Annotated in this window: 20 protein-coding genes; 12 read left to right on the plus strand and 8 right to left on the minus strand. The window is 67.0% G+C overall.

Translation table 11 applies throughout. From position 1 onward, the window contains the following. The first annotated feature begins 110 nt into the window (after window positions 1–110). Entirely contained in the window at window positions 111–1,967 is a 1,857-nt protein-coding gene (locus Q7A36_RS32555; RefSeq protein WP_305107965.1) for a tannase/feruloyl esterase family alpha/beta hydrolase, read from the plus strand. 440 nt (window positions 1,968–2,407) lie between these two features. Here the strand turns inward: Q7A36_RS32555 and Q7A36_RS32560 are convergent, their stop codons facing one another. From Q7A36_RS32560 to Q7A36_RS32565, 3 genes are all read right to left on the minus strand, one after another. Next, entirely contained in the window at window positions 2,408–3,139 is a 732-nt protein-coding gene (locus Q7A36_RS32560) for a DDE-type integrase/transposase/recombinase (protein ID WP_305107966.1), read from the minus strand. Further along, window positions 3,043–3,426 (minus strand): site-specific integrase, encoded by a 384-nt coding sequence (locus Q7A36_RS41775; RefSeq protein WP_370655744.1) that lies wholly within the window; start codon window positions 3,424–3,426, stop codon window positions 3,043–3,045. Before Q7A36_RS41775 ends, Q7A36_RS32560 begins: the two co-directional genes overlap by 97 nt. A 230-nt stretch (window positions 3,427–3,656) precedes the next feature. Then, window positions 3,657–5,669: a recombinase family protein gene (locus tag Q7A36_RS32565; RefSeq protein WP_305107967.1), complete on the minus strand. Its 2,013-nt coding sequence runs from the start codon at window positions 5,667–5,669 to the stop codon at window positions 3,657–3,659. Between the two features lie 323 nt (window positions 5,670–5,992). Here Q7A36_RS32565 and Q7A36_RS32570 point away from each other — a divergent pair, with 323 nt between their 5' ends. After that, a complete protein-coding gene (locus Q7A36_RS32570; protein WP_305107968.1) occupies window positions 5,993–6,139 on the plus strand; it encodes a hypothetical protein in 147 nt (48 codons plus the stop codon). A 75-nt stretch (window positions 6,140–6,214) separates the two neighbouring features. Here Q7A36_RS32570 and Q7A36_RS32575 read toward each other — a convergent pair whose 3' ends face one another. After that, window positions 6,215–7,252 carry a hypothetical protein gene (locus Q7A36_RS32575; RefSeq protein WP_305107969.1) on the minus strand — a complete coding sequence of 346 codons (1,038 nt, stop codon included), beginning with the start codon at window positions 7,250–7,252 and terminating at the stop codon, window positions 6,215–6,217. A gap of 421 nt (window positions 7,253–7,673) precedes the next feature. On the opposite strand from Q7A36_RS32575, the gene Q7A36_RS32580 reads away from it, so the two are divergent. From Q7A36_RS32580 to repB, 4 genes are all read left to right on the plus strand, one after another. Then, on the plus strand, window positions 7,674–8,633 hold the full coding sequence (locus Q7A36_RS32580) for a recombinase family protein (protein WP_370655742.1): 960 nt from the start codon (window positions 7,674–7,676) through the stop codon (window positions 8,631–8,633). Between the two features lie 517 nt (window positions 8,634–9,150). Further along, window positions 9,151–10,131 (plus strand): Bug family tripartite tricarboxylate transporter substrate binding protein, encoded by a 981-nt coding sequence (locus Q7A36_RS32585; protein ID WP_305107970.1) that lies wholly within the window; start codon window positions 9,151–9,153, stop codon window positions 10,129–10,131. Between the two features lie 549 nt (window positions 10,132–10,680). Next, a complete protein-coding gene (gene repA, locus Q7A36_RS32590) occupies window positions 10,681–11,895 on the plus strand; it encodes a plasmid partitioning protein RepA (protein WP_305107971.1) in 1,215 nt (404 codons plus the stop codon). Then, the gene (gene repB, locus Q7A36_RS32595; protein ID WP_305107972.1) at window positions 11,892–12,905 is read left to right on the plus strand and encodes a plasmid partitioning protein RepB; all 1,014 of its coding nucleotides are present in this window, start codon (window positions 11,892–11,894) and stop codon (window positions 12,903–12,905) included. The genes repA and repB overlap by 4 nt, the downstream gene beginning before the upstream one ends. 247 nt (window positions 12,906–13,152) lie before the next feature. Here repB and Q7A36_RS32600 read toward each other — a convergent pair whose 3' ends face one another. Beyond that, window positions 13,153–14,100: a replication protein RepA gene (locus Q7A36_RS32600; RefSeq protein WP_305107973.1), complete on the minus strand. Its 948-nt coding sequence runs from the start codon at window positions 14,098–14,100 to the stop codon at window positions 13,153–13,155. A 493-nt stretch (window positions 14,101–14,593) separates the two neighbouring features. Then, the gene (locus tag Q7A36_RS41780) at window positions 14,594–14,899 is read right to left on the minus strand and encodes a zincin-like metallopeptidase domain-containing protein (protein ID WP_370655743.1); all 306 of its coding nucleotides are present in this window, start codon (window positions 14,897–14,899) and stop codon (window positions 14,594–14,596) included. On the opposite strand from Q7A36_RS41780, the gene Q7A36_RS32605 reads away from it, so the two are divergent. The 5 genes from Q7A36_RS32605 (at window position 14,898) to istB (ending at window position 19,431) form a co-directional block, all read left to right on the plus strand. Continuing rightward, window positions 14,898–15,302, plus strand: a complete 405-nt coding sequence (locus Q7A36_RS32605; protein ID WP_305107974.1) for a toxin-antitoxin system TumE family protein — start codon at window positions 14,898–14,900, stop codon at window positions 15,300–15,302. The two genes, Q7A36_RS41780 and Q7A36_RS32605, sit on opposite strands and share 2 nt — an antisense overlap. Further along, window positions 15,280–15,633, plus strand: a complete 354-nt coding sequence (locus Q7A36_RS32610) for an HVO_A0114 family putative DNA-binding protein (RefSeq protein ID WP_305107975.1) — start codon at window positions 15,280–15,282, stop codon at window positions 15,631–15,633. Before Q7A36_RS32605 ends, Q7A36_RS32610 begins: the two co-directional genes overlap by 23 nt. Before the next feature lie 226 nt (window positions 15,634–15,859). Continuing rightward, window positions 15,860–17,032, plus strand: a complete 1,173-nt coding sequence (locus tag Q7A36_RS32615; RefSeq protein WP_305107976.1) for an ISAzo13 family transposase — start codon at window positions 15,860–15,862, stop codon at window positions 17,030–17,032. Window positions 17,033–17,129: 97 nt separating this feature from the next. Next, a complete protein-coding gene (gene istA / locus Q7A36_RS32620) occupies window positions 17,130–18,659 on the plus strand; it encodes an IS21 family transposase (protein ID WP_305107977.1) in 1,530 nt (509 codons plus the stop codon). Beyond that, window positions 18,649–19,431 (plus strand): IS21-like element helper ATPase IstB, encoded by a 783-nt coding sequence (istB, locus tag Q7A36_RS32625; RefSeq protein ID WP_305107978.1) that lies wholly within the window; start codon window positions 18,649–18,651, stop codon window positions 19,429–19,431. The genes istA and istB overlap by 11 nt, the downstream gene beginning before the upstream one ends. 838 nt (window positions 19,432–20,269) lie before the next feature. On the opposite strand, the gene Q7A36_RS32630 is transcribed toward istB, so the two are convergent. After that, window positions 20,270–21,955 carry a methyl-accepting chemotaxis protein gene (locus Q7A36_RS32630; RefSeq protein WP_305107979.1) on the minus strand — a complete coding sequence of 562 codons (1,686 nt, stop codon included), beginning with the start codon at window positions 21,953–21,955 and terminating at the stop codon, window positions 20,270–20,272. A gap of 233 nt (window positions 21,956–22,188) precedes the next feature. Between Q7A36_RS32630 and Q7A36_RS32635 the strand changes: the two genes are divergently transcribed. Continuing rightward, complete coding sequence (locus tag Q7A36_RS32635) at window positions 22,189–22,683, plus strand: hypothetical protein (protein ID WP_305107980.1); 495 nt, start codon at window positions 22,189–22,191, stop codon at window positions 22,681–22,683. On the opposite strand, the gene Q7A36_RS32640 is transcribed toward Q7A36_RS32635, so the two are convergent. Further along, window positions 22,680–23,084, minus strand: coding sequence for a response regulator (locus Q7A36_RS32640; protein WP_305107981.1), 405 nt, complete (start codon window positions 23,082–23,084; stop codon window positions 22,680–22,682). The genes Q7A36_RS32635 and Q7A36_RS32640 overlap by 4 nt on opposite strands. Window positions 23,085–23,430: the final 346 nt, after the last annotated feature.

Consider the following 23,430-nt stretch of genomic DNA (forward strand, 5'->3'; position numbering starts at 1 on the left):
GGCGGCCCGTGTGATCGATCTGGTATTCTCCTTCCCGTGCACGACCGTCCGGAAAGGAGTATCGTTCTGCAACCGCGGATGCACGCTTCGGTGATCGCAGGGACTCCAAGTTGACCCTGCCAGCCCGCCCGCCTCCAGTATGCGCTGCGCCGCATCGCCCTGCGGTGATGGCGCCAAGGGGAGGAATGCGTATGCAAGCCATGCGGGATGAGCGCGCGCCATCACGGTGCGTGGCTGCGGCATTGCTGGCGAGTGCGGCACTCGGGCTCACGCCGGTCGCGGCCTCGGCCGCAGACTGCACGGCACTGGCCGGTGCCACGCTCCTGGGCTCGGCTGGCACCGTGACCGATGCCACGATGGTGCCGGCAGGCGGCTTCACGGCCGGCACCGTCACCTATTCCATTCCCGCCGCCTTCTGCCGCGTCCAGGCAACGCTGCGGCCAAGCCCGGACAGCGAGATCAAGGTGGAGGCCTGGCTGCCCGAAGGTGCGGCCTGGAACGGTCGCTATCTCGGCACCGGCAATGGCGGCTATGCTGGCGCCATCCGCTATGACGAACTCGCCGGCGGCGTGCAGCTCGGCTTTGCCACGATCAACACTGATATGGGCACCGCGCCCTCGACCGCGCTGGATGGACGGCCGATCATCGGCCGGCCGGAGAAGTGGATCGATTGGGGCTACCGTTCGACGCACCTGATGACGGTGGCGGGGAAGGAATTGCTGCAGGCCTATTACGGCCAGGGCGCGCAGTTCAGCTACTTCCTCGGTTGTTCCACCGGCGGCGGTCAGGCGCTGCACGAGGCGCAGCAGTTTCCCGAGGACTACGACGGCATCATGGCCGGTGCCCCGGCCAACAATCGCACGCATGTGCACACTAACGCCCTTTGGAATTACGACGTCACGCATCGGAGCGCGGAAAGCCTCATACCGGTCGCCAAGCTCGCGCTGATGACGAAAGCGGTGCTGGACGCCTGTGTCACGCGGAGTGGCGGGGTAGCGGGCGATGCCTACCTGACCGACCCGCGGCTTTGCCGCTGGGACCCGGCGGAGATTGCCTGCGCCGAGGACGCGACCGACACATCGCAATGCCTGCTTCCGGCACAGGTGACGGCGGCGCGGCAGATCTATGATGGTCCCCGCAACCCGCGCACCGGGCACCTGATCTTTCCTGGTGCAAAGCGCGGCAGCGAAAGCGGCAGCACCTTCGACTGGGCCGCGATGCAGGGCATCAGCATCCCTTCCGACATCCCCCAGTTCTCCGGCCTGTTCTACTGGGCGTTCGGCCCGAATTGGGACTGGCGGTCCTTCGATTATGACCGCGACATGGCGCAACTGGACGATCTGCTCCATGCCATCCTCAATGCCAACGACCCGGACCTCGGCCGCTTCAGCAGCCGCGGTGGCAAGCTCATCGGCTTTCACGGCTATGCCGATCCGTTGGTGCCGACACAGGATTTCATCAACTACTATGAACGTGTCGCGGCCCTCGACCGTGGCGAGGGCAGCAGCCCATCGACGGACACGAAGAGCGACCTGATCTCCACCGTCGTCCAGGGACCGGAGTCCACCAGCCCGAGCGATGGCACCGCGCCGGCCGGTTCAGTGACGAAGACCGCTCATTACTTCCGCCTCTTCCTCGCCCCCGGCATGGGGCATTGCGGCGGCGGGCCTGGCCCGAACCAGTTCGGCAATGCCCAGCCCTTTCCGGTGCCGGCAGACCCGCAGCACAACCTCCTCCTCGCGTTGCAGCGATGGGTGGAGGAGGGCGTGCCGCCCGCCAGCGTCGTTGCCACGAAATTCGTCGGCGATCAGCCCACGAGCGGCGTCGCACAGACCCGCATTCTGTGCCCTTACCCGCGGGTGGCCCGCTACACTGGCCAGGGCGATCCGAATGACGCTGCAAATTTCACCTGCGTGGCTGGCAGGAAGGCTGACAACCCCATGGCGGCACCCGAATACCTGCGCTGACATAGGTCATCGAATGAGCAGGCGGCGTGGTCCGAAGGGAGTGTCAAAAATCTGGGGCAAGCCGCTTGCCGGGCCCCGGCTGGTCGACATGGCTGGGGCCGGATCACAGAGGCGGGCCTGATGCAGTGAGCGGTGCGGTTGGAGGCAAAGACGGACCAAGGCAAGGTGGAGACAACCGAGTTGGTCACGTTCAGCCGGCCGGTCGCGGAGTGCTCGCTCGTGGACCTCGGCCTCGCGCTGACCGAGGTGAAGGCACTCCTGGCCAAGCTGCAGAGGATCGTGGTGTAGAGCCAAGCGACGGAATACGTGTAGTACGCCTGGATGCTGAGACAGACGGCTGCGCTAATCAGGCGGCCAAGGGTAGGGTGGCTGGTGGGCATTGAGGGTTTTGTCAGAACTGGTGCCAGACCTGACGACATGAAGCGAAGGCGACGGTCAGCTTACGCCGCTTCGAGAATGGCGAGCACACTGGTGGCGCGACGAAGGTGAAGGAGGCGACGGCGGCGGGCAGAGACGTATTGGTTGCGGCGAGTGCAGGGGCGGAGGAAGTTGCGAAGCTCGTCATAGCCTCGACAGAAGCGCGCCGCCGACGGCAGACTTTTGAAGCCCCGCATACATCGCGTTCGGCCTTTGACGCCCCGATGGTCTTGTTCCAATCCGTTGTTCTTGAAGGCGCTGGTCCGATGCACGACCCGACGGCCGAGCGTCGCGCGGATCGCCCGTGGGTAGGAACCATGGCCGTCCGTGGTGACGCGCTCGGGCGTGATGCCGGTTGCAGCCTTGGCCGAGCGGAAGAAGGCCTGCGCCGCCGCCATATCCCGGTGCTCGCTCAACCTGGTGTCGACGAGATTGCCGTCGCGGTCGATGGCACGATACAGGTACGCCCAGCGGCCACGCAGCGCCGCGGCTTCGATGGTCCCCCAGCGGTCGATCTTGCGGAACACCGGGCCGTAGCGGCAATCGCTGGCCTGCAGCCACGCCTCGAGCGCGCGCACCGGGCAGGTTTCGGGTTTCTTGCCACGCGGGATGCCGAGCTCGGCCCCCCTGCCCTGTTGATCGGTCTTGGCGCGTGGGATCAGCAGCCGCAGACCTTCGGGCGTGACGGTGATGTGCTCGCGCTGCACCGCGACCAGCTCGGAGCGGCGCAGCTCCGCGGCGAAGCCCAGCAGCAACAGGGCGCGGTCGCGGGTGCCGGCGAGGCCGTCCAGGGCAGGCCGGCCATGCGGTGGGCGCGACCGATGGCGGCGAGGCGGCGGCGCAGCGTCGATCCGGCATGGGTGGCAGCGATGGCGGCGAGGTAGGCCGCAACGGTGACCGGCGTGGCCGGCAACGCAGCAACGCCCCTGCCCGCGCACCAGGCCTCGAAGCCGGCCCAGTCCGCGGCGTAGGCGGCCAGCGTCGCCGGGGCCAGGGCCTGGCGGGCGTAGCCAGCGGCGCGGACGAGGTCAGTGTCGGGCAGCGGGACGTGTCACATTTCCTGATCGATGTCGTACGGGATCGTGGGAGTCCAGGGGTTTGGGCATGCCCTGATCCGTGTCGTAGTGCCCTCTATTGTGTCGTTTGTGCCCGATCCGATGTCGTCTTCGCCATCCCTGGGCGCACCGACCTGGCGACATGATGCACCCTTTCACCATCTCATTCATATTGCAGGGTTTTCTGCCGGCAGTCCTGTGAGACTGCTCGGCCGTTCTAGGCGGCCCGGCGGACGGCTGGCTGCTCCAGATCCTCGCGGCGGATAACGTAGGGACTGCCCGGGCAGCATTGCCTGGCGGGCAGCAACTGGTCCTTGACCAGGCGGATCACCGTCATCTTGCTCACACCGAGCAAGGTCGCCGCCTCGTGCAGAATGAGTTCCCCCCGCTCGGCGCGCTCGCCCTCACGGTAGATCGCAATGCTGCGCTCAGCTCGGAAATTGCGGACCCGCAGCTGGGTCCAGGTGTGCCTCTTCGCGGACCGGATACCGAGCCGGTTCAGGAGCGAGGCAATGCTGGCGTCAGGCAACAATCTGGCCAGCTCCTGAATGAGCTGCTCCGTATCCTTGCTCGTCTTCCAGCGGTGCTCCCCCTGCTGGCTCTTCCGCACCTCGAGCACGGTGTGATCGCCCCCCTTCCAATGCAGCAGGAGGCGCAGGTGACCTGGCTCGGCCCGAACCACGATCTCGACGAGAACCGCCCGGAGTATGCGTTTCCGCAGGTCGGCTGTAGCGGCCGGATGGTTCCAGGCACGGGGCAGGTCATCTGCCAACGCCATCACCTCGGTACGTTCTGTTGCGGACAGGCCGTTATCGGGCTCGCGCTCCTTCGCGGCTCGGATTTCCGCCTCGAGGCGTGCGACCTCCTCCAGCCGGGCATTCCAGCGGCGCTCCAGCTCGGCGGCGACTGTCCGGTTCTCGGGCTCGACCGCGTCGTATTGCCGACCAGCCCGTGTGGCCTCGTAGCGGGCCTGCTCCAGCGCGAGCTCCAGTTGGGTGACCCGCTCCATACCGCTCCGTTGGCTGTCAGCCACAGCCGCGAGCGCAGCTTCCAGACCCAATGGCGCGATTACCCGCAACACCTCGGCCGAGACTGCCGCATCGACCCGCATGTTGCCAAATGAGATGCATTTGTTGCGTTGCGCGTGATTGATCGACGCATCGACGCATAGATACCGCGCAACACCGCGTTGGCCGTTGTGCTGCACTCGTAGCTTCCGCCCACAGTGACCGCAGCGGAGCAGGCCCGCTAGAATGCCGCCTCCATTGCGCACAGAGCCGGGCACGGCCGTCCCCTTCATGTTCGCGTTGTCCCCGATGAGACGCTGGTTCCGCTCATACTGGTCCCACGTGATGTAGCCGGCGTGATGGTCGCGGATCAGCACATCCCACTCCTCCGGGCGGCGGCGGACGGCGGCCGTCACCACCTTGCGGCCGGCCTCAAGCCGGATCCGCGAGGTCGTCCGACCGAATACATAGGCACCCGAGTAGATCGGATTCGTCAGGATCCGGTGCACGGTGTTGTACCGCGGCAGTCGCCAGACAACGATCCGGCCCTGCGGTCCATAGTTCACCACGGGCAGCAGGATGCATTCCTGCCGCAGCCAGACGGCGACCTGGCGGGCACTGCCGAACTCGCCGAACTTGCAGAACACCAGTTCCAGCGCGCTTCTGACGCGTCGATCGGGATCCATTTCCAGTCGGTCACCCGACGCCCGCACATACCCGACGGCCACGCTGGTGTGCAGGTCGCCACGCTGCGCCTTGAGCCGCAGGGCTTCCTGTGAGCGCTGGCGCAGCATGGACAGCTCGAGTTCGCTGAAGGTCCCCTTCATGCCAAGGAGCATCCGGTCGTCCATCTGCCGCGGATCGTACACACCGGCTTCGTCAATCAGCAAACATCCGACGAGGCCGCAGACTTCAAGCAGTGTATGCCAGTCACGGCCGTTGCGTGCGAGGCGCGATGCCTCGATCGCCAGGACGGCGCCGGCATTCCCGCTGCCGACTGCAAGCAGCAGCCGTTCAAAGCCTTGGCGGGCAACGCCACTGCCGGATCGGCCGAGGTCGTCATCCACGACCACGACGTTTTTCCACCCAAGGGCCTCAGCCCGCTGGCGCAGCGCGTACTGCCGGCGGCGGCTCTCGGGATTCCTGACGACCTGGTCATGCGTCGACTGCCTGACGTAGACATAGGCGTCTCGGGCGAGGTGGTCGGGCGTGATTTTACTCATCGTTCGCTCTCGCCCGCGCTGCTTCTACGGCACACGTCGTCAGAAGCACTTTCAGCAGGTCGACGATCGCGGCGCGTGCCTCGGGTGGTAGTTTTTCGCGCTCCACCTCCAACACCACCCGATGAAGAAGATCCGCTTGCCGCTCCGGCCTTCGTATCGACATGGCCCGCGTCCTCCCGCACCACCTCTGAAGGCAAGGAGGCTACGAGACCGGCATCGATGGTGGCGCGGAGAGCTTGCAGCGCCGCCAGCGTCAATGTCGGAGTGTCAACCAGTGCGAGAGTTGCCGCCGCTGGTGCGGTCATCCATTCGGGCAGGAGGCCATGCGTTCCGTCTGGCATCTCGACCACGAAATGCCGAACCCCGGCATGATGGATCGTGCGCAGCACCAACATGCGCGTTCCAGCACGCGGATGATGGGGGTATTGGACGCAGACTTCGAATGGCTGTTCCTGGGCAGTATGTCGTGAGCTCGACAGGGCTGGGGAGGCCCTGGTGCACCGTCCTGGCCTTGCCGGACGCCCTGGCGGGCCCGGGGCTGGACCCTATCGCGGTGAGCTGTCCGTGGGGCAGGCTGAGTCGCCTCCCCCCGCACCGTCGGCATTGGCCTGTCCGCTCCCGGCCAGGCGCGCGAGCCCGGCCCGTGTCTTGCGGATCGCCGCGTCCACCGCCTGCATGGCCGCCTCCAGGTCGCCGTAGTCGAAGGCCCGCCGCTCGAGCGGCCCGGCACGCAGCGGCGGTGCCGGCGTCACGACCTCGGGCGGCACCTCCACCGCGGCCGGCACCTCGCGCGGCCGCCCCCTCCCTCGCCCGGGGAGCGGCCGGCGTGGCGGTGCCGCCGCCTGCCGCAGCGGCGCAAGGCCGGCGAGACCGAACAGGCGGCGGCTGTGACGGTGCGTCACCTCGACCGCGACCTCCAGCCGGACGAGCTCATCGAGGATGGCGCAGGCCGCCTTCACCGACATCCCCAGCGCGGCGGCCAGCGTCGTGGCCGAGACCAGCGGGACGGCCGCGAGCAGGTCGACCGCCGCGGGCGCGCGCGAGGTGCTGCGCCGCCCCGCGGCCACCGCCGCCCGCGCGGCGAGCCAGCGCCGCACCAGCGCGGCGCGCAGCGGCGGGCGCGTCCCGCCGCGCTCGAGCCAGAGCCAAGCGCCCCAGGCGGCATCGAGCAGCGGGACGCCATAGGGGCGCTGCCCTTCGAGCGCGGCGAGCGCCGCCCGTACCGCCGCCTCCGCGTCCTCGTCGGGGACCGAGAGCCAGCCGTGGTAGTCGAGGGTGAGGCGCGCGGCGTCCTGGATCGCCCCCGCATCCATGATCCGCTCGCTGTCCCGCATGGCCCGCAGCGGCAGGCCCTCCAGCGCGGCGGCGAGGTGCCAGGGGTCGATCAGGTGCCCGTCTGCTGCGGCCTGGCGCCGGGCCGCATCGAGGCGGGTCCGGTGCAGCAGGGCCGGCAGCAGCGGATGCAGGGCGGTGGCGGCATCGAGCCGCGCGACCGCCGCGCTGGCCAGGGCGAGGGCCGCCAGCAGGGCCGGGTCCCCGAGATGCGGGGGCGTATCAGCCCGCCTGCTCGACACCAGCGACACCGGTGAGCCTTCCCCCTCGAAACCGGGATAATTTACCCTATTACGCCGTTCGCTTCAAACTCGCTCTTATTCTTTGGCCAGGGGGCAGCCTGGGTGGCTTCCGCACGGCGTCGTAGGTCGTGTCGAGGCCCCGGCATGCCATCGCGGCCGCCACCAGGTCTGGAAGCGCGTTGCGCCGGCGCCCGAACGCCGGTCGCGGGAACCCCGGAATGCCACCCTGCACGCGGCAGAATCCCGATCCGACAAGGGCTTGCGCCTGGGCCTGCCGGGGTGCCCGGCGCCGCCTGACAGGCGGCCTGGGTGAGCGGCCGGGCGCTGGCCTGAGCTCTTGATGCGCCTGCAAAGGGTCGAATGAACGCGACTTCCTATATTTGACAAAGCCCAGGACAGGCGGTTTCCTCGGCCGCGTTGATCCTCAATCGTGAGATCCACCCTCACCCTCGCCGCCGCAGGCCGGGGCGCAGCAGGAGAAGGGGACCTCGGCGTGGCGCTGGTCGGCTACGCGCGTGTCAGCACCGAGGACCAGGCGACGCGACGCCAGCTCGACGAGCTGCGCGCCGCCGGCTGCCGCGACGTGGCCGAGGAGCACGCCTCGGGCGGCGACCGCGACCGGCCCGTGCTCGCCCGCACCCTGGCCCGGCTGCGGCCCGGCGACACCCTGGTCGTGGTCTCGCTCGACCGCCTCGCCCGCTCGCTGTCGCACCTGCTGGAGGTGATCGAGGGCCTGCAGGCCCGCGGTGTGCACTTCCGCTCGCTCCGCGACCCGGTCGACACCGCCAGCCCGCAGGGCCTGTTCACCCTGCAGGTGCTGGGCGCGGCCGCGCAGTTCGAGCGCGCCCTGATCCGCGAGCGCACCCGCAGCGGCATGCAGGCCGCCGCGGCGCGCGGCCGGCGGGCCGGCAACCCCGGCCTGCGCGCCGGCGATCCGGCCGCCATCCGCCAGGTCACGGCGGCACGGCGGGCGGCCTGGCTGGAGGGGCTGGCCGCCGGCGCCGATGCCTGGCTGCCCGCCGTGCAGCGGCTGCGAGCCGAGGGCCGGCCCTGGGAGGCGGTGGTGCGCTACCTGAATGCCCGCCAGCCGGCCGGGGCGCCGCCCTGGACCGGGGAGCGGCTGCTGCGCGCCGTGCGGGCCCTGGCCGCCGAGGGCATGGCGGAGCGCTCGCTCTTCGACCCCGTCCCACGCCGGGCGGCGCCGGACCGGCTGCTCGCGGTGGTGGCGGGCATCGTGCTCAGCGACCCAGAGGCCACGTTGCGTCAGATCGGGGCGCGGCTGGAGGCGCTGCGCGAGCCAACGCCGCGCGGCGGCGCCCACTGGCGGCCCGGCTCGGTCGCGCATGTCCTCGCCCGCGCCAGGAAGGCTGGCCTGCTGCCAGCCGCATAGAGGTGCCGTCAGCCCAGCCCAGACCGCGCGCCGCCCCGCGGCATCGGTCTGGGGCAAGCCCAGGGGCGCCATGGCTGCCGTGGCTGGCGACACGGATCAGGGCACGGATGCTGGTCCGATACCCCGATTCACGACGCAACGACACGAATCAGGAAACGCGACAGCACGCACCGAGGCTGGGCGTTTGATCAGAGAAGCAAACATCGAGGTGAACTGAGCATAGGCCTCCTACCCGGGGCGGTGAGGGACACTCGGCGCAATTAGACTTCGGGTGGCTTTGGTTCATAACTCGCGAGGAGGGCGGGGAACACGTGTTCGAACCGGCGGCGGTTAGCAAAGGCGAGCCGGTCATAGGGCGGTGCCACGCGCCTGCTCCACGACGCCCATGCGTTGCTACTTTCGACGAGGCTACGAACATCTACCCTGCCCTGATCTGCGCAGGTGGTCACGCATATAGCCTCCACAAAGCGGGGCTTGGTGCCGGCACGCCCAGGTACTCGGCAGCAAGGAGGACGCCATGGTGAGTAGCAATCGCCGGTCCACAATCGTCCTCGCCGCGCTGATCGGCACGGGATCCCCGCTGGCCGGGCCGGATTTGGCCCAGGAGCCGCCGAAGCCGATTGGCCCGGTGCACCTGCTGGTTAGCTTTGCACAAGGCAGCAACTCGGATGTGGTCGCACGCCTGCTGGCCGAGGCTATGCAGCCCCGACTCGGGCGGCCGATCGAAGTAGAGAACCGCGTTGGCGGCTCGGGCAACGTGATGGCCGAGGCGGTGGCCCGGGCGGTCCCAGACGGTTCCACCCTTGGCCTACTGCCACCCTCCTTCCCCGCGGCCCGTCGTGTCAGCCGTACCCTGGCCTTCGACCCGCAATCCGACTTCACACCGATCAGCCTGATCGTGACTGCGCCGGTGCTCCTGCATGCTAACCGGGACCTGCCCGCGCGCGACCTGCGCAAGTTGGGCGAGTTTCTGAAAATCCGGTCAGTGGTCTGCGGCATCTTGGGCGAGGGCACCTTCTTGCACCTGTCGTTGGTGCTGTTGACCTGCGCCCTTGGAGGCGAGTGCCGCCCCGGCCACGACCCCGACCCTTCCGCGGTCATGTCCGGGCTGCAGACGGGCAAGATCCAACTCTACTTCAGCGCCGCGGCTGCGGCGCTGCCGGCGGTGCGGGCGGGTCGGGCGCGCGCGCTCGCAGTCGCCTCGCCACGGCGTATTGCGGCGCCGCCGGCCCTGCCGACCATCGCGGAGACGGTTCCCGGCTTTGCCGTCGAAGCTTGGTACGGGCTGGCTGGTCCACGTGGGCTGCCAGAGAACGCAGCCAGTGCCCTGGAGCAAGCAGTGATCGCGGCCACTCGGGATCCTGCCTTGGCTGGGCGATTGCGTGATCTGGGAACGGAGCCAGTCGGTTCCACCAGCGCCAAGTTCACGGCTTGGCTCCGCGCGGACGATGCGAAGTGGGGCGACGCGACGCGGGCTGCAGGCTTGGCCACGCACTAAGTTCCGTTCGCCCCATAGGCGCAGACGTCTGCACCTATGAAGGCTCTCTGGAAGGGCGGTTGCAGAGTGTCATTTCGCGCCAATGGCCAAGTGACATATCGTAAAGCCGTTCCGCGCCTCCGGCCGCAGCACCTCCAGCCACTGCCTAGTGCCAATCAAGATCCGTTCGTTTATAACTATGACGGAGCACCGGTTGCCCGTGATGTTGCTGGCCCTTCTACCGCCTCTCGAAGGATACTGACCGCGCAGGCGTTGCTGCCCTCGATCTCAATCGGCCAGATCGTCTGTCTGCGGGATGGTCGGCGTCACACCTTGCACCGCCTCTGCTGCCCGCGCAAAGCCTGTACCAGCGGCGGCCGCAGCCAGACTGGCAGGATCGCCAGGCGCCGAATTGATAGCTGTCAACAAAGGCCAACAGCACGCCTGAATTGACAGCTGTCAAAAAGATTGCCGAGCCGGCGAACCGCGTTCCTCAAGCCTCAGGAATGTTGCCATCTGGCGCAGAAGCTGCCTACGGTACAGTCACGTAGCCACGGAGAGATTCCGTAGATGAGCGGGACAATAGAGGCATCGGTAGGAACCGCAGTTGGTTCGGTTGACGAGATCATCCGTCGGGATGCAGAGTTGCTGAGCGGTCACCTGACCTCGCTGCGTGCCAAGCTGTTCCCACCGCGGTCGGCGAAGAGCCTACGCCGATTCTCGAGCGGCGAAGCCGCTGCCCTGATCGGCGTCACCGATGCCTATCTGCGGCAGCTATCACTAGCAGGGCAGGGGCCGCAGCCCGAAGTGGCTCCCGGCGGCCGCCGGTCCTACTCGCTGGAACAGGTCAACGAGCTGCGCCGCTACTTATCCACCTCGGAACGGCGCAGCTACTCGCCTTGGCGGCAGGTGCAGGACCCTCTGCAGGTCGTTGCGGTCACTAACTTCAAGGGCGGTTCCGGCAAGACCACGACCACTGCGCATCTCGCGCAGTATCTGGCGTTGCATGGCTATCGCGTCCTCGCCATTGACCTCGACCCGCAGTCCAGCCTGTCCGCCCTGTTCGGGCTGCAGCCGGAGACCGATCTCGGCGAGAACGAGACGCTTTACGCTGCCCTTCGCTACGACGAGCTGCGGCGTCCTCTGCACGAGGTGATCCGCTCAACCTACTTCGATGGCCTCGACCTCGTGCCGGCAAACCTCGAACTGCAGGAGTTCGAGCATGACACTCCCCGGCTCCTCGCGCGGCAGGAGCGAGGCGGCGGCAGCCTGTTCTTTGCCCGGCTCGGTCAGGTGCTGGCGAGCGTCGAGGCCGACTACGACGTTGTCGTCATTGACTGTCCGCCCCAGCTCGGATTTCTCACCCTCGGTGCCCTCTGCGCCGCCACTGGCGTGATCGTTACTGTGCATCCGCAGATGCTCGACGTCGCCAGCATGGGGCAGTTCCTGTTTATGGCGTCCGATCTGCTGGAAGTGGTCCGCCGCGCGGGCGGCACGCTGGACTACCGGTTCCTGCGCTACCTCGTTACGCGATACGAATCGCAGGACGGTCCGCAAGCCCAAGTCGTGGGCTTCCTCCGCACCCTGTTCGGTGAGCGTGTACTGACCAATGCCATGCTCAAGTCGACCGCGGTGGCTGACGCGGGCCTGACCAAGCAGACCCTCTACGAGATCGGGCGGCAGCTTGGATCCCGCGCCAGCTATGGGCGCGCGATTGAGGCGCTCGATGCCGTCAATCGCGAGATCGAGCACCTGATCCTTCAAGCCTGGGGACGCACCGCATGAAGCGGAAGGACATGCTGCGGGAGCTACTCACGCCGTCCGCGGCGGCCGAGGAGCCGCCGGCGCCACGCGCCGTGCCGGAACGCCGTGTCGCCTCCGGCGCGGTGCGGGCCATGGGCCTTGACCTCGACCGGCTGGCCCAGGACGCGCGCAGGGCAGAGGAACTCGAGCGCCAAGCAGCGAACGGCCAGTTGGTGCTGGAGATCGATCCAGCTCTCGTCGATCCGTCCTTCGCCGACGACCGGGTGGCCCGGACCGAGGATCCCGACTACCGGACCCTAGTGGAGAGCATCCGGGCGTCGGGGCAGCAGGTTCCTGTTCTCCTGCGCCCGCATCCGCAGGTGGGCGACCGCTATCAAGTGGCCTACGGCCACCGGCGGGTCGCGGCGGCTGCGGAACTTGGGGTACCGGTGCGGGCGCTGGTCAGGCCGATGTCTGACGTCGATCTGGTGGTGGCGCAGGGCAAGGAGAATGCAGAGCGGCGCAACTTGTCCTTCATTGAGCGGGCACTCTTCGCGGCCGAGCTGGAGGCGCGCGGCTTCGACCGGGTCACGCTGATGGCCGCTCTAGCGGCGCATCCGGCCGAGATGTCGCGCTATCTCTCGGTGGCGCGCGGCATTCCGCGCTGGGTTGTCCGGGCAATCGGGCCGGCGCCTAAGGCCGGGCGACCGCGTTGGATGGTCCTTGCCGAACTGCTCCAGACCGACGGCGCCGCCGACCTCGTCCGGGGACTGGTCGAGCAGCCGGCCTTCTATGCTGCAGTGACAGACCGGCGGTTCGAGATGGTGATCGCGGCCTTGCGGAAGCCGATTGCGCCGGAGGCAACCGCCGCCGCGGTGTCGGTCCGTGCGCCCTCCGGCGAGGTTCTGGTGCGCCTGGAGCGCGATCCCACGGGCCTGCGTATTACGGCGATTGAGCAGGTTGCGCCCGGGTTTTGCGCGTTCCTGGAACAGCGCCTGCCCGAGCTGGTCGCCCAGTTCCATGACCGAGAGCCGGCCAGCGAGGAGGCCTGACCGGACAGCGGGTAGTGAGGGGGAGGGGTGCCGGCTTGTGACCAGGGTCCAAGCCGATACACCGCGCTTGGACCCTGGTCACCGCGGCCGTGCCCCTGGCTGGTTGGCGCCGGACCACAACGTGCTGGCAGGGTTGTCGAGGTGACCGAAGTCCAAGACAGTCGGGTATGCGGTGACCAGGTGGGATCACACCGGGCAGGCCGTGACCGAGGTCCAGGCACGACGACGCCGTGGCGGCGTAACGACGTCAGGCGACCGAGCGGGGCATGATCGGAGGCCGGGCGGGCCTGAGAATAAGGCCTTTGTCGGTGACCTCGACGCCGTGGTCGGCGGCATCCGGGTAGACGGCGAGCGCCGCCGGCAGGATCTTCCCGAGGAACTGGCGCTTGAAGGCTGCCAGTTGGCCGTAGCCGCGGCCGAACTGGCCGTGCAGCGAATTCCAGGTGATCGGGGTTGGCTTCTTCAGGGCATGCAGCCGGTAGGCCAGCCAGCAATAGGTGTCGATGGCCATGCTGCTATTGCTGATGTGCCGGATGGCACGCTCCTCCAGCGGCACGGCGTGCTCGCGCAGGGCCTTGAAAAAGCTCTCCGAGAGCACGACGCCCTCGCGGAACAGGCTCGCCTGGCGTTCGTCACGCGCCTTGCCATCCAGAAAAAGGAGACCCTCGTCGACGATCGACTGGTTGCGGATCGCCCGTACGCCATCGCGTTCCGAGTGGAAGGAGAAACGGCACGTAGCGATCCGCTCGGCCTGCTGGCGCACTAACCGGTAGCTATTGCCACCGGCTTTTTTGTCCATGCGGCTGAACCATTCGTTCATCGAGCGGCCAAGCTCGATGCTGCGGCTGTTGGTCCGCAGTGCCTCGGACTGCAGATAGATCATGATCAGGCGCGCGGTCGGGCCGTAGGGCACGCCAACGAACTCGTCCGGCTGCCCGGGTTGTGCGCGTCGTCCCGGCTCTACCAGCAGGACTATGTTGCCGTTCTCCAGCCGCCAAGCCTCCTCATCCCTGATGCGGGAATGGGGGAGGGCAGTCATGCACCAGCCCGAGTATAGGAAGTTAGGAATGCCGATGTCTTCGTCACTGCCATAGGCAGCGACGATCTCGACGAGGCGCCGGTCGTCGTAGCGCGCAATGGCGCCTAGCCTGCCATGGGTCTCGACCAGCCTGCGCGCTTCCCGGACCTCGTCCATGCGCATCGTCCTCCACGCCACCAGATGTATCGCCAGTGTCGCCGGAAATACACCTTGGACTTTGGTCACCGCGGTACTGGCAAGGTAGTTGGAAGTTTTCTTTAATTGCTTGCGGACCAAGGTCCAAGTGGATACTTCCTGCAAGTGGCTGATTCGGTTGGAATGAGGTCTTCCGGCTCGCAGACCAAGGTCCAAGGGGACGGGACCAAGGTCCAAACCGCGATTCTGATCCCTGTGGATAAACCCGCTCCCTGCCGCCGCCTAACCCGCGATTCGGACCCAGCCGAGCTTTGGACCTTGGTCATCTATCCCAGCGACTCGCATATAGTGGGTGCCCGGCGCAGCGGCGGCATGTAGGCTTTGGACCTTGGTCACGCTGGCCTGCACTGGACTGGTTGGGAAAGCGCCGCCGGAGGCGGATCGCCCGGGTCGGCCCCGTCGCGCTAGCCTCGATCGCAGGCTGCGTCACCGCGATCATTCAGTGGGCCGCTGTTTACGCCTTGCTAGCGGCGGCGAGGGCCGCGCGCCGGTCGCCTCGCAGCAACCACAGCCAGTGCGCGACGTATTGGGGGTGGTCGAGATGCGGCTCGGCCGCGAGACTGAGGCCGGCCAGCGCGAATGCCGCACCTAGCTCGGCCGGCTCAGCGTGAAGTACCGTCACGCGCAGCGCCGAAAACTGCAGGGACAGAGGAAGGTCGGACACCGGCCGAGTAGGACTTGGCTCCGCGTAACGGGGGCACGCCAGGTACCCCCAGCATTGCCCTTGTAATGCATATCTTAGCACGATATATTTTTGCATGGCTGACGAGGCGATGCAGCGCCTGCTCGACTACGACCGCCGCCGCTACTGGCTGGCGAACGGCTGGAGCATTCGCTTCCGGGTCGTTGAGGTTCCGGTGACCACGGGGCGGCCGCACGGCATCAAGTACGCGTTCACGCTGCACGATGTGGACCGGACACGGCTGCTCGGCTTCGACAATGCGCACGGCTTGCCGCGTGTGCAGGCCTATGACCACCGGCCCCGCTTCCGGCGCACCGCGGAGCTGGTGGCCTACAACTGGCGGGGCGCGGACGAGCTGATCTGCGACTTCTTCGCTGCCGTCGAGGCTGCCTGCCGGATGGAGGGTGTGCCATTCGAGTTCGAGGCCGCGGACGTGGAGCTGGAACCGGAGGATGACGATGGCACGGAAGAGCCTGTCTGAGCTGCGGGAGGAGATGCGCGCGGTGGCGCGAGGGGAGGGCAAGCCCTCGCCGCTGCCGGCGGCGCCGCTGCTCGCGGCGCTGTCGCGCGAGGCGCTGGACTTGCTTGGTGTGGTACTGCGGGAGCGGCCGGCGACTGTGGCCGAGCTGGTGGCGCGGACGGGCCGGGCACAGCCAAACGTGTCGCGCTCGCTCCAGCAGCTAGCGGGCCATGGCCTGATCCGGCTGGAGCGGAAAGGGCGCGAGGTCCGTCCCGTGCCCGTCGCGCGCGAGGTGCGGGTGGACCTGCTGCGGGGCACCTACGAGGCGATGCCGTTTACCGGAGCGATGTAGATGACGCCGTGGCTCGAGGTCCGGTCGAGGCCGGGAGGCTGGTCCGCGACGCGGCCGAGCACGAACCCGGGGCTTTGGGAGGGCCGCCGTGCGGGGCGCTCAGCTCAGCCAGGTGGGGCTTTGGATCTGACGCGGAATAACTGAATCGGATGTGATGCTGGGCTGGGTGCTGGGAGGTGGAAGGGGCTGCCGGTTGCTGGGCACGATGGCGTAATCCGCTGGGGTGATGGACATCGACGACATCCGCAGGCGGTATCAGCAAGCCTGCAAGTTCCTGGACGAGCGTGGGCGGCGGCTGTTCGCGGCGAACGAGGCCCTGGCGCTGGGGCATGGCGGGGTGACGGCGGCATCGGCCGCGACCGGGCTGGCGCGCAGCACCATCCGGCGGGCGATCGTGGAACTGCAGAGCGGGGTCAATCCGGTCGGCACGCGGGTCAGGCGAAAGGGTGGTGGCCGCAAGCGCGCGGTGGTTCTGCAACCGGAGCTGCCGGCCGCCCTGGAGGCGCTGATCGAGGACGCGATCCGCGGCGATCCCGAGACGCCGCTGCGCTGGGTCAGCCGCCGCCAGCGCCAGATCGCCCGGGTACTGGGCGAGCGCGGCTTCGCGGTGAGCCAGAAGCTGGTGGGTCTGCTGCTGCGCGAGCTGGGCTACAGTTGCCAGGCCAACCGCAAGACCCGCGAGGGGACGAACCACCCCGACCGCGATGCCCAGTTCGCCCGCATCAACACCGTCGTGCAGGCGGCCATGGCGGCAGGCGAGCCTGCCATCTCGGTGGATACCAAGAAGAAGGAGCTGGTCGGCGACTTCAAGAACCCCGGCCGCGAGCTGCGGCCCAAGGGGCGACCTGAGCCTGTGCGGGTGCACGACTTCGAAGTGCCGGACCTGGGCAAGGTCGCGCCCTACGGTGTCTACGACCTTGCCGCCAATGCCGGATGGGTCAGCGTCGGGGTGGATGCCGACACCGCGGCCTTCGCGGTCGAGAGCATCCGCCGCTGGTGGCAGCAACTGGGTAAAGCCCGCTACCCCGAGGCCCGTCGGCTGGTCATCACCGCTGACTGCGGTGGCAGCAATGGCGTCCGCGTGCGACTGTGGAAGCGCGAGTTGCAGCGCTTCGTCAACGAGACCGGCCTGGCCGTCACCGTGGCGCACCTGCCGCCCGGGACCAGCAAGTGGAACCGCATCGAGCACCGCCTCTTCGCCGCCATCTCGCAGAACTGGCGCGGCAAGCCGCTGGTCAGCCACCAGGTCATCGTCCAACTGATCGGCGCCACCACCACGCAGACCGGCCTGACGGTGCGCTGCGAACTCGACGCGAACCGCTACCCCAAGGGCATCAAGGTCACCGATGCCGAGATGGCCGCACGCGCCATCGAGCGTGACCCTGTTGAATGCCACTGAGAACTGACCCGGTTTGGGGTGAAGTTGCCACTGAGAACTGACCCATGTTCGGACGCTAGCCTCTGCCTTTTGGGTAGGGGCGGCGGGAGTGTTGGACATGGCGTTGTTGAGCGTAATCCGGCGCTGGCATTTCCGGGAGCAGCTCTCGATCCGCGCGATTGCCCGCCGGACGGGCCTGTCGCGGAACACGATCCGCAAGTACCTGCGGTCCGACGTGGTGGAGCCCGTTTTCAGGACACCCGATCGCCCGAGCAAGCTGGATCCTTTTGCCGAGCGGCTGGCAGCCTGGCTGCGGACAGATGCCCGCAGGCCGCGCAAACAGAAACGCACGGCCCGGCAGTTTCACGCGGAGCTGGTCGGGCTTGGCTATGATGGGTCGTACCGACGGGTTGCCGCCTTTGTGCGAGCCTGGCGGGACGATTGGCTGCGCCAGCAGCAGACATCCGGCCGCGGCGTCTTCGTGCCGCTGGCCTTCTCCCCGGGCGAGGCGTTCCAGTTCGACTGGAGTGAGGAGCATGCCCTCATCGGCGGCGAGCGCACTAAGCTGCAAGTCGCCCACCTCAAGCTCTGCTTCAGCCGCGCTTTCCTGGTGCGGGCCTACCTCCTGCAGACGCACGAGATGCTGTTTGACGCCCACAACCACGGCTTTCGTGTGCTGGGCGGCGTGCCGCGGCGCGGCATCTACGACAACATGCGCACCGCCGTGGACCGGATCGGCCCGAGCCGCGAGCGGCAGGTCAATGCCCGCTTCTTGGCGATGGCGAGCCATTATCTGTTCGAGCCGGAGTTCTGCAATCCGGCGTCCGGCTGGGAGAAAGGCCAGGTCGAGAAAGGCGTCCAGGATGCCCGGCACAGGCTGTGGCAGCCCACGCCGCAGGCCACCAGCTTGGAGGCGCTGAACGCCTGGCTGGAACAGCGATGCCTCGCCTTATGGGAGGAGATCCCGCACGGGGCCGAGCCCGGTAGCATCGCCGCAGTCTGGCGGCAGGAAGTGGAATGCCTGATGCCGGTCAGGCGGGCATTCGACGGCTTTGTCGAGGACACCAAGCGGGTCTCGCCAACCTGCCTCGTGCACTTCGACCGTAACCGCTACAGCGTGCCCGCCTCCTTCGCCAACCGTCCGGTCAGCCTGCGGGTCTACCCCGACCGCATCGTAGTGGTCGCCGAAGGTGCGGTGATCTGCGAACACCGGCGTATCATTGAGCGTTCGCACCACGTGCAAGGGCGGACGATCTACGACTGGCGGCACTACCTGGCTGTGGTTCAGCGCAAGCCTGGTGCCCTGCGCAACGGCGCGCCCTTCGCCGAGCTGCCGGAGGCCTTCCGGCAGCTACAGCGTCACCTGCAAGGCCGATCCGGCGGTGACCGGGAGATGGTGGAGATCCTCTCCCTGGTGCTCCAGCATGAGGAGCAGGCCGTGCTGGTCGCCGTGGAGATGGCGCTGCAGGCCGGTGTCGCCACCAAGACCCACATCCTGAACCTGCTGCACCGGCTCACCGATGGCACAGCCTCTCAGGTGCCACCGATCGAGGCGCCTCAGGCCCTGGTGCTGGCGCAGGAGCCCAAGGCCAACGTCGCCCGCTACGACAGCCTCCGTACGAGGCAGGGAGGCCGCCATGCGTCATGACCCGGCGGCTGCCGCCATCACCATCATGCTGCGCAGCCTCAAGATGCACGGCATGGCGCAGGCCGCGGCCGAGTTGGCCGAACAGGGTGCACCCGCCTTTCAGGCCGCGATCCCCATCCTGTCGCAGTTGCTCAAGGCGGAGATCGCGGAGCGGGAGGTCCGCTCCATCGCCTACCAGCTCAAAGCCGCGCGGTTCCCGATCTACAAGGACCTGGCAGGCTTCGACTTTGCCAGCAGCCAGCTCAACGAAGCCCTGGTGCGCCAGCTCCATGTCGGTGCCTTCATGGAGAAGGCCGACAACATCGTTCTCGTCGGCGGACCGGGAACAGGCAAAACTCATATCGCCACCGCGCTCGGCGTCCAGGCCGTCGAGCATCACCGCAAGCGCGTCCGCTTCTTCTCAACCGTTGAACTGGTCAACGCCCTCGAGCAGGAGAAAGCAGCCGGAAAGGCCGGGCAGCTCGCCGCCCGCCTGCTCCACGCCGACCTGCTGATCCTCGACGAGTTGGGATACCTGCCGTTCAGCGCCTCTGGCGGTGCCCTGCTGTTTCACCTGCTCAGCAAGCTCTACGAGCAGACCAGCGTTATCATCACCACCAATCTCAGCTTCAGTGAATGGGCTGCCATCTTCGGAGATGCCAAGATGACCACCGCTCTCCTCGACCGGCTCACCCACCACTGCCACATCCTGGAGACCGGAAACGACAGCTTCCGCTTCAGGAACAGCTCCGCAACCCAGGCCCATCGCGAAAGGAAGCCTCAAGCCACCTGACGGGATCCCAAAACCCCGCGCATCCACAACCCGGGTCAAATCCTCATGGCAACCCCGGGTCAGTTCTCAGTGGCATTCAACAGGCGGTCAGCCTCAGCCTCGACAGCCGCGCGATCCAGGTCGGTTGCCATGCGATTCGCCTTTCGGGTCGACCCGAAATCTAGGCGAAACCGCTCAGCATGTTCCACATTTGTTCGCGTATGTCGCGGCACCTGGATGGATCGCCGAAGCCAGTGGACACGCTGTGGTTTCGACAGCACGAGACGCTGCACATCCGCTGCCGGTGCGGTCACCGGGCCAGCGGCGTCATCGGGCTGTTGGCTTGACGGGCCGGCATGAGCGGCCATCAGCGCGTGTGGGAGCTTGTACGGCGGCTGCGGTGCTCGATGTGCGGGGCGAAGGCGCCGGAGGTGGAGGTGAGATGATAATTCTCGCCACCAGGTCACTGGCCAACACCCGAGGATCTGGAAATGCCTAGGGGAGGCCTATCTCCGCGGCCGGGCGCACACCGTCTACCGGTGGCAAAAACACGATTGCGGTGTACCTTCCGCTCGGCTTACGGTTCGAAAGCCGTTCACACAGAATAGCGTCTGCTTTGCGATGAATCGCCCTAGCTTGGCCATGAACAATACTGAACGCCTCGGCAGTCAGAGGCGAAACTTCGGTTTCGAGAACCGGCCGAGACAGAATTTCAGAGCCTTGCGGTACTCTCGGCTCAATGCGACATCCTTCTGGCAGATTGACCTTTCGAACGACACTGTCGATCGCGGCATAGTGCCGCTGAAACGCGTCGGCTTCGGCAAGCATCGGTTTCTCCCTATGCTGGCTGGTTCGCAGGTTAGGCAGCGCGCACGTCGCGCAGGAAGCCACCCACCTCAGTATCGAGCGTCTTGGCTTGACGCGCGAGTTCGTCCGAGGCGCTCGCTACCTCACCGGCAGCGGTGCTCGCCTCAGTGGCAGCGCGGCTGACTGCACCGATCGCACCCGAGACGCTCTGCGTGCCGGCCGCGGCCTGCTGCACGCTGCGGGCAATCTCGGAGGTGGCCGAACCCTGCTCCTCAACGGCGGCAGCAATGGCAGTCGCAATCTCGCTCACCTCGGCGATGCGCGTCCCGATCGCCTGGATCGCATCCACCGCATCGCCTGTAGCGGACTGCATGGCACCGACCTGTGCGGCGATCTCCTCGGTGGCCTTGGCGGTCTGCGCCGCGAGGTTCTTGACCTCGGAAGCGACCACGGCGAAGCCCTTGCCGGCCTCGCCGGCCCGCGCCGCCTCGATGGTGGCGTTCAGCGCGAGCAGGTTGGTCTGGCCGGCGATGGTGGTGATCAGGCGCATGACCTCGCCGATCTTCTGGGCACCCTCGGCGAGGCCGCGCACAACCTCGTCGGTGCGGCGCGTTTCGGCGACTGCCTGGCCGGCAGCCTTGGAACTCTGCGAGACCTGGCGGGTGATCTCGGCGATGGAGGCGGAGAGCTCCTCGGCGGCGGCGGCGACGGTCTGGACATTGGCGCTGGTCTGCTCGGCGGCGGCAGCGACCGCGCCAGCCTGCCGCAGTGTGTCCTCGGCAGTGCCGGACATCGCACCTGCCGTACCCTGCAAGCGACGTACCGCATTAGCGAGCGCCTCAATCGCGCTGTGCACCTTGGTCTCGAACTCACGCATTAGGGCAGCAAGGCGCGTCGCTCGTTCGGTCTTGAGCGCTTGCTCGCGGGCTTGCTCGGCCGCCATCCGATCGGCCTCACGCAGCCCATCACGGCAGGCCTCAACCGCGCGGCTCATCTCACTCACCTCATCGGCGCCTGCAGGCGGCAGATCGAAAGCGTAGTCGCGCCCGGCCAGACGCCGCATGACCGCCGACAGGGTCACCACGCGGACTACCACGCCCTTGTTCAGCCAGGCAGCCAGGACGGCAGCCATGAAGGCCGCAAAGAGCGTCACCACACCAATCGTCCAAAGCGACTGTGAGTAGGCAGCGTGCGCGATCTCTGCCGCAATAAGGCTCTGACGTTTGTTAAAAGCCTGGTCTGCAACAGTCGCGTCAATGGTTCGGTAGTATAAAGGCAGAACATCGGATTCATAGGCTCGGCGTGCCGCATCAATCTCGCCACTCCGGGCTAAGGCGGAAACACGCTGAGCCTGCGTTCTGTACTCCTGCCACGCCGACCAGATTGCGTCAGCAAGGCGCCGCTCCTCGCCGGGCACAATGATTGGCTCATAGATGCGCCAGTTTTCCTCGGCGATGGAGATCGCCTTCGCCTGACGTTGAATGGCCTCGGCCCTGATTGCAGGGTCAACTGTGTACAGTTCATGTGCTTGGATTGCGCGGTGGCGAGCCACACTCGTGCCAATCTGGCCGAGCGCATCGATTGCAACCATCCAGTTGTTGGCCATGTCACCCGCGGCGCGGTCGAGCACCGAAAGTTGCCGGGCAGCCATCCCGCCCATGCCAGCCAGCACGAGGAAAAGAGCGCCAAAGGCGGCGATAAGCTTGCCGCGAATGCTCATGTCACGAAGGAAAGTCACAGCGTGCTCCGGAGGCGAGGCCCGGCTGACCTCAGCGAAGCGGGCGGTGACCGTCGGCGCCGGCTGCCCACGGGCCAGAGGTGTTCACTCAGTCACGGCAATCGTGACTTTTTTTACCAACCGGCTTCATCAATTAAGAGGATAAATCCGCTGGCATCAAACAATTTATGCCCGCGATGAAGGCATTTTGGTTTGTTAATAGGCTGGGGCCGACTAACGATATAGCCGCCGGCATGCGTGTCACCCACACGGTGGGACTGAACAAGCCCGAAACCGTCGCACGGCGTTTAGTCGAGCATAGCCGCGACTACGGCCTCACTGTGCTGCGGGGCACAGCCAAGCACCCCGTGCCAGCATACCGTCGCTTCGCTTCGGATGTTGTTTCCCCCTCCCCCTGGCCTTCGGCCGGTGAGCAATCGCCGGCCATCTTTTTGTGCGGTGGCTCGCTGGTGATGGCGCACTGCCGCACGAGCGAGGTATTCGACAGTATGAGCGACAGCAAACCTGACGACGTGCCCACCGCCGCAACGCGAGGTAACGCGTTTCGAGAGCGCATGCGCCGAGCCCAAGCCATCGCAGCGCAGGCGGCTCGCGCGCGGACCGCAGGTGGACCGCCGAGCGACGACGAGGCAGCGCGCTTGGTGGCCGAGTTCCGTGCGAAGGGTGGCCAGGTCACTATCTGCGCGCCGGCCGAAAAGGAGCCGGCCAACGCCGAGACCAAACGTTAGATGTAATCCGTGTCGCGGCGCCACTCCTCCGGCCAAGCACCGGTACGGACCTGCTCCATGACATCCAGCACGGCAGGGACAAGCTCGTCATAGCCGCCGGGCTTATGGAGTCTCACCGTCGGCCACCCGAGGCCGCGCAAATCGGCTTCCGGCGCGTCGCCATCAAAGCCGGTGATGACCACCACAGGCAGGTTCGGAGCGTGCTGCCGCAGGGTGCGGATGACACGCTGACCGGCGACGTCGTCGCCGAGATGTAGGTTCACGACCGCGACTGCGATCCGATCTGCTGCGGCGTGGGCCATGGCCTCCGCCTCATGGGCGGCGAAGATCGTGTCGAACCCTTCCGCAGCGAGCAGGCCATCGGCTAGTAGGGCCAGCAGGGCCTCGTCTTCGACGATCAACGCCAGTGGCCGCCTCCGGCCCGTTGTGCTGCTGTCTTGCATCGGGCCGAGATACGTAAATGGGCGTATAGCTTCAAAGTTTTTCTACTACGAAATGTGCCTCAGGCCGATTTAGGTGGCCTGGATGAGGGCACGCTGATCCTAGCGCGACGAGTGAGGCACCACTTCCAACGATGTAGGTCCAGATCAGCAAGGAGAGCATGCAATGTCGTGGGGGCTGATCAGGCTGCCTTTGCCATGGCCTGCTGACCTTCGGTGGGACGAAAGCCCGGGTAGCGCTGCCGGAAGGCAGCCTCGAGCGTGTCGTTCAGAACCGCCGTGCGGACGTCCAGGAAGGGCTGCACCG

Origin of the sequence: Paracraurococcus lichenis (genome assembly GCF_030657435.1) — a bacterium.
Classification (GTDB): Bacteria; Pseudomonadota; Alphaproteobacteria; order Acetobacterales; family Acetobacteraceae; genus Paracraurococcus; species Paracraurococcus lichenis.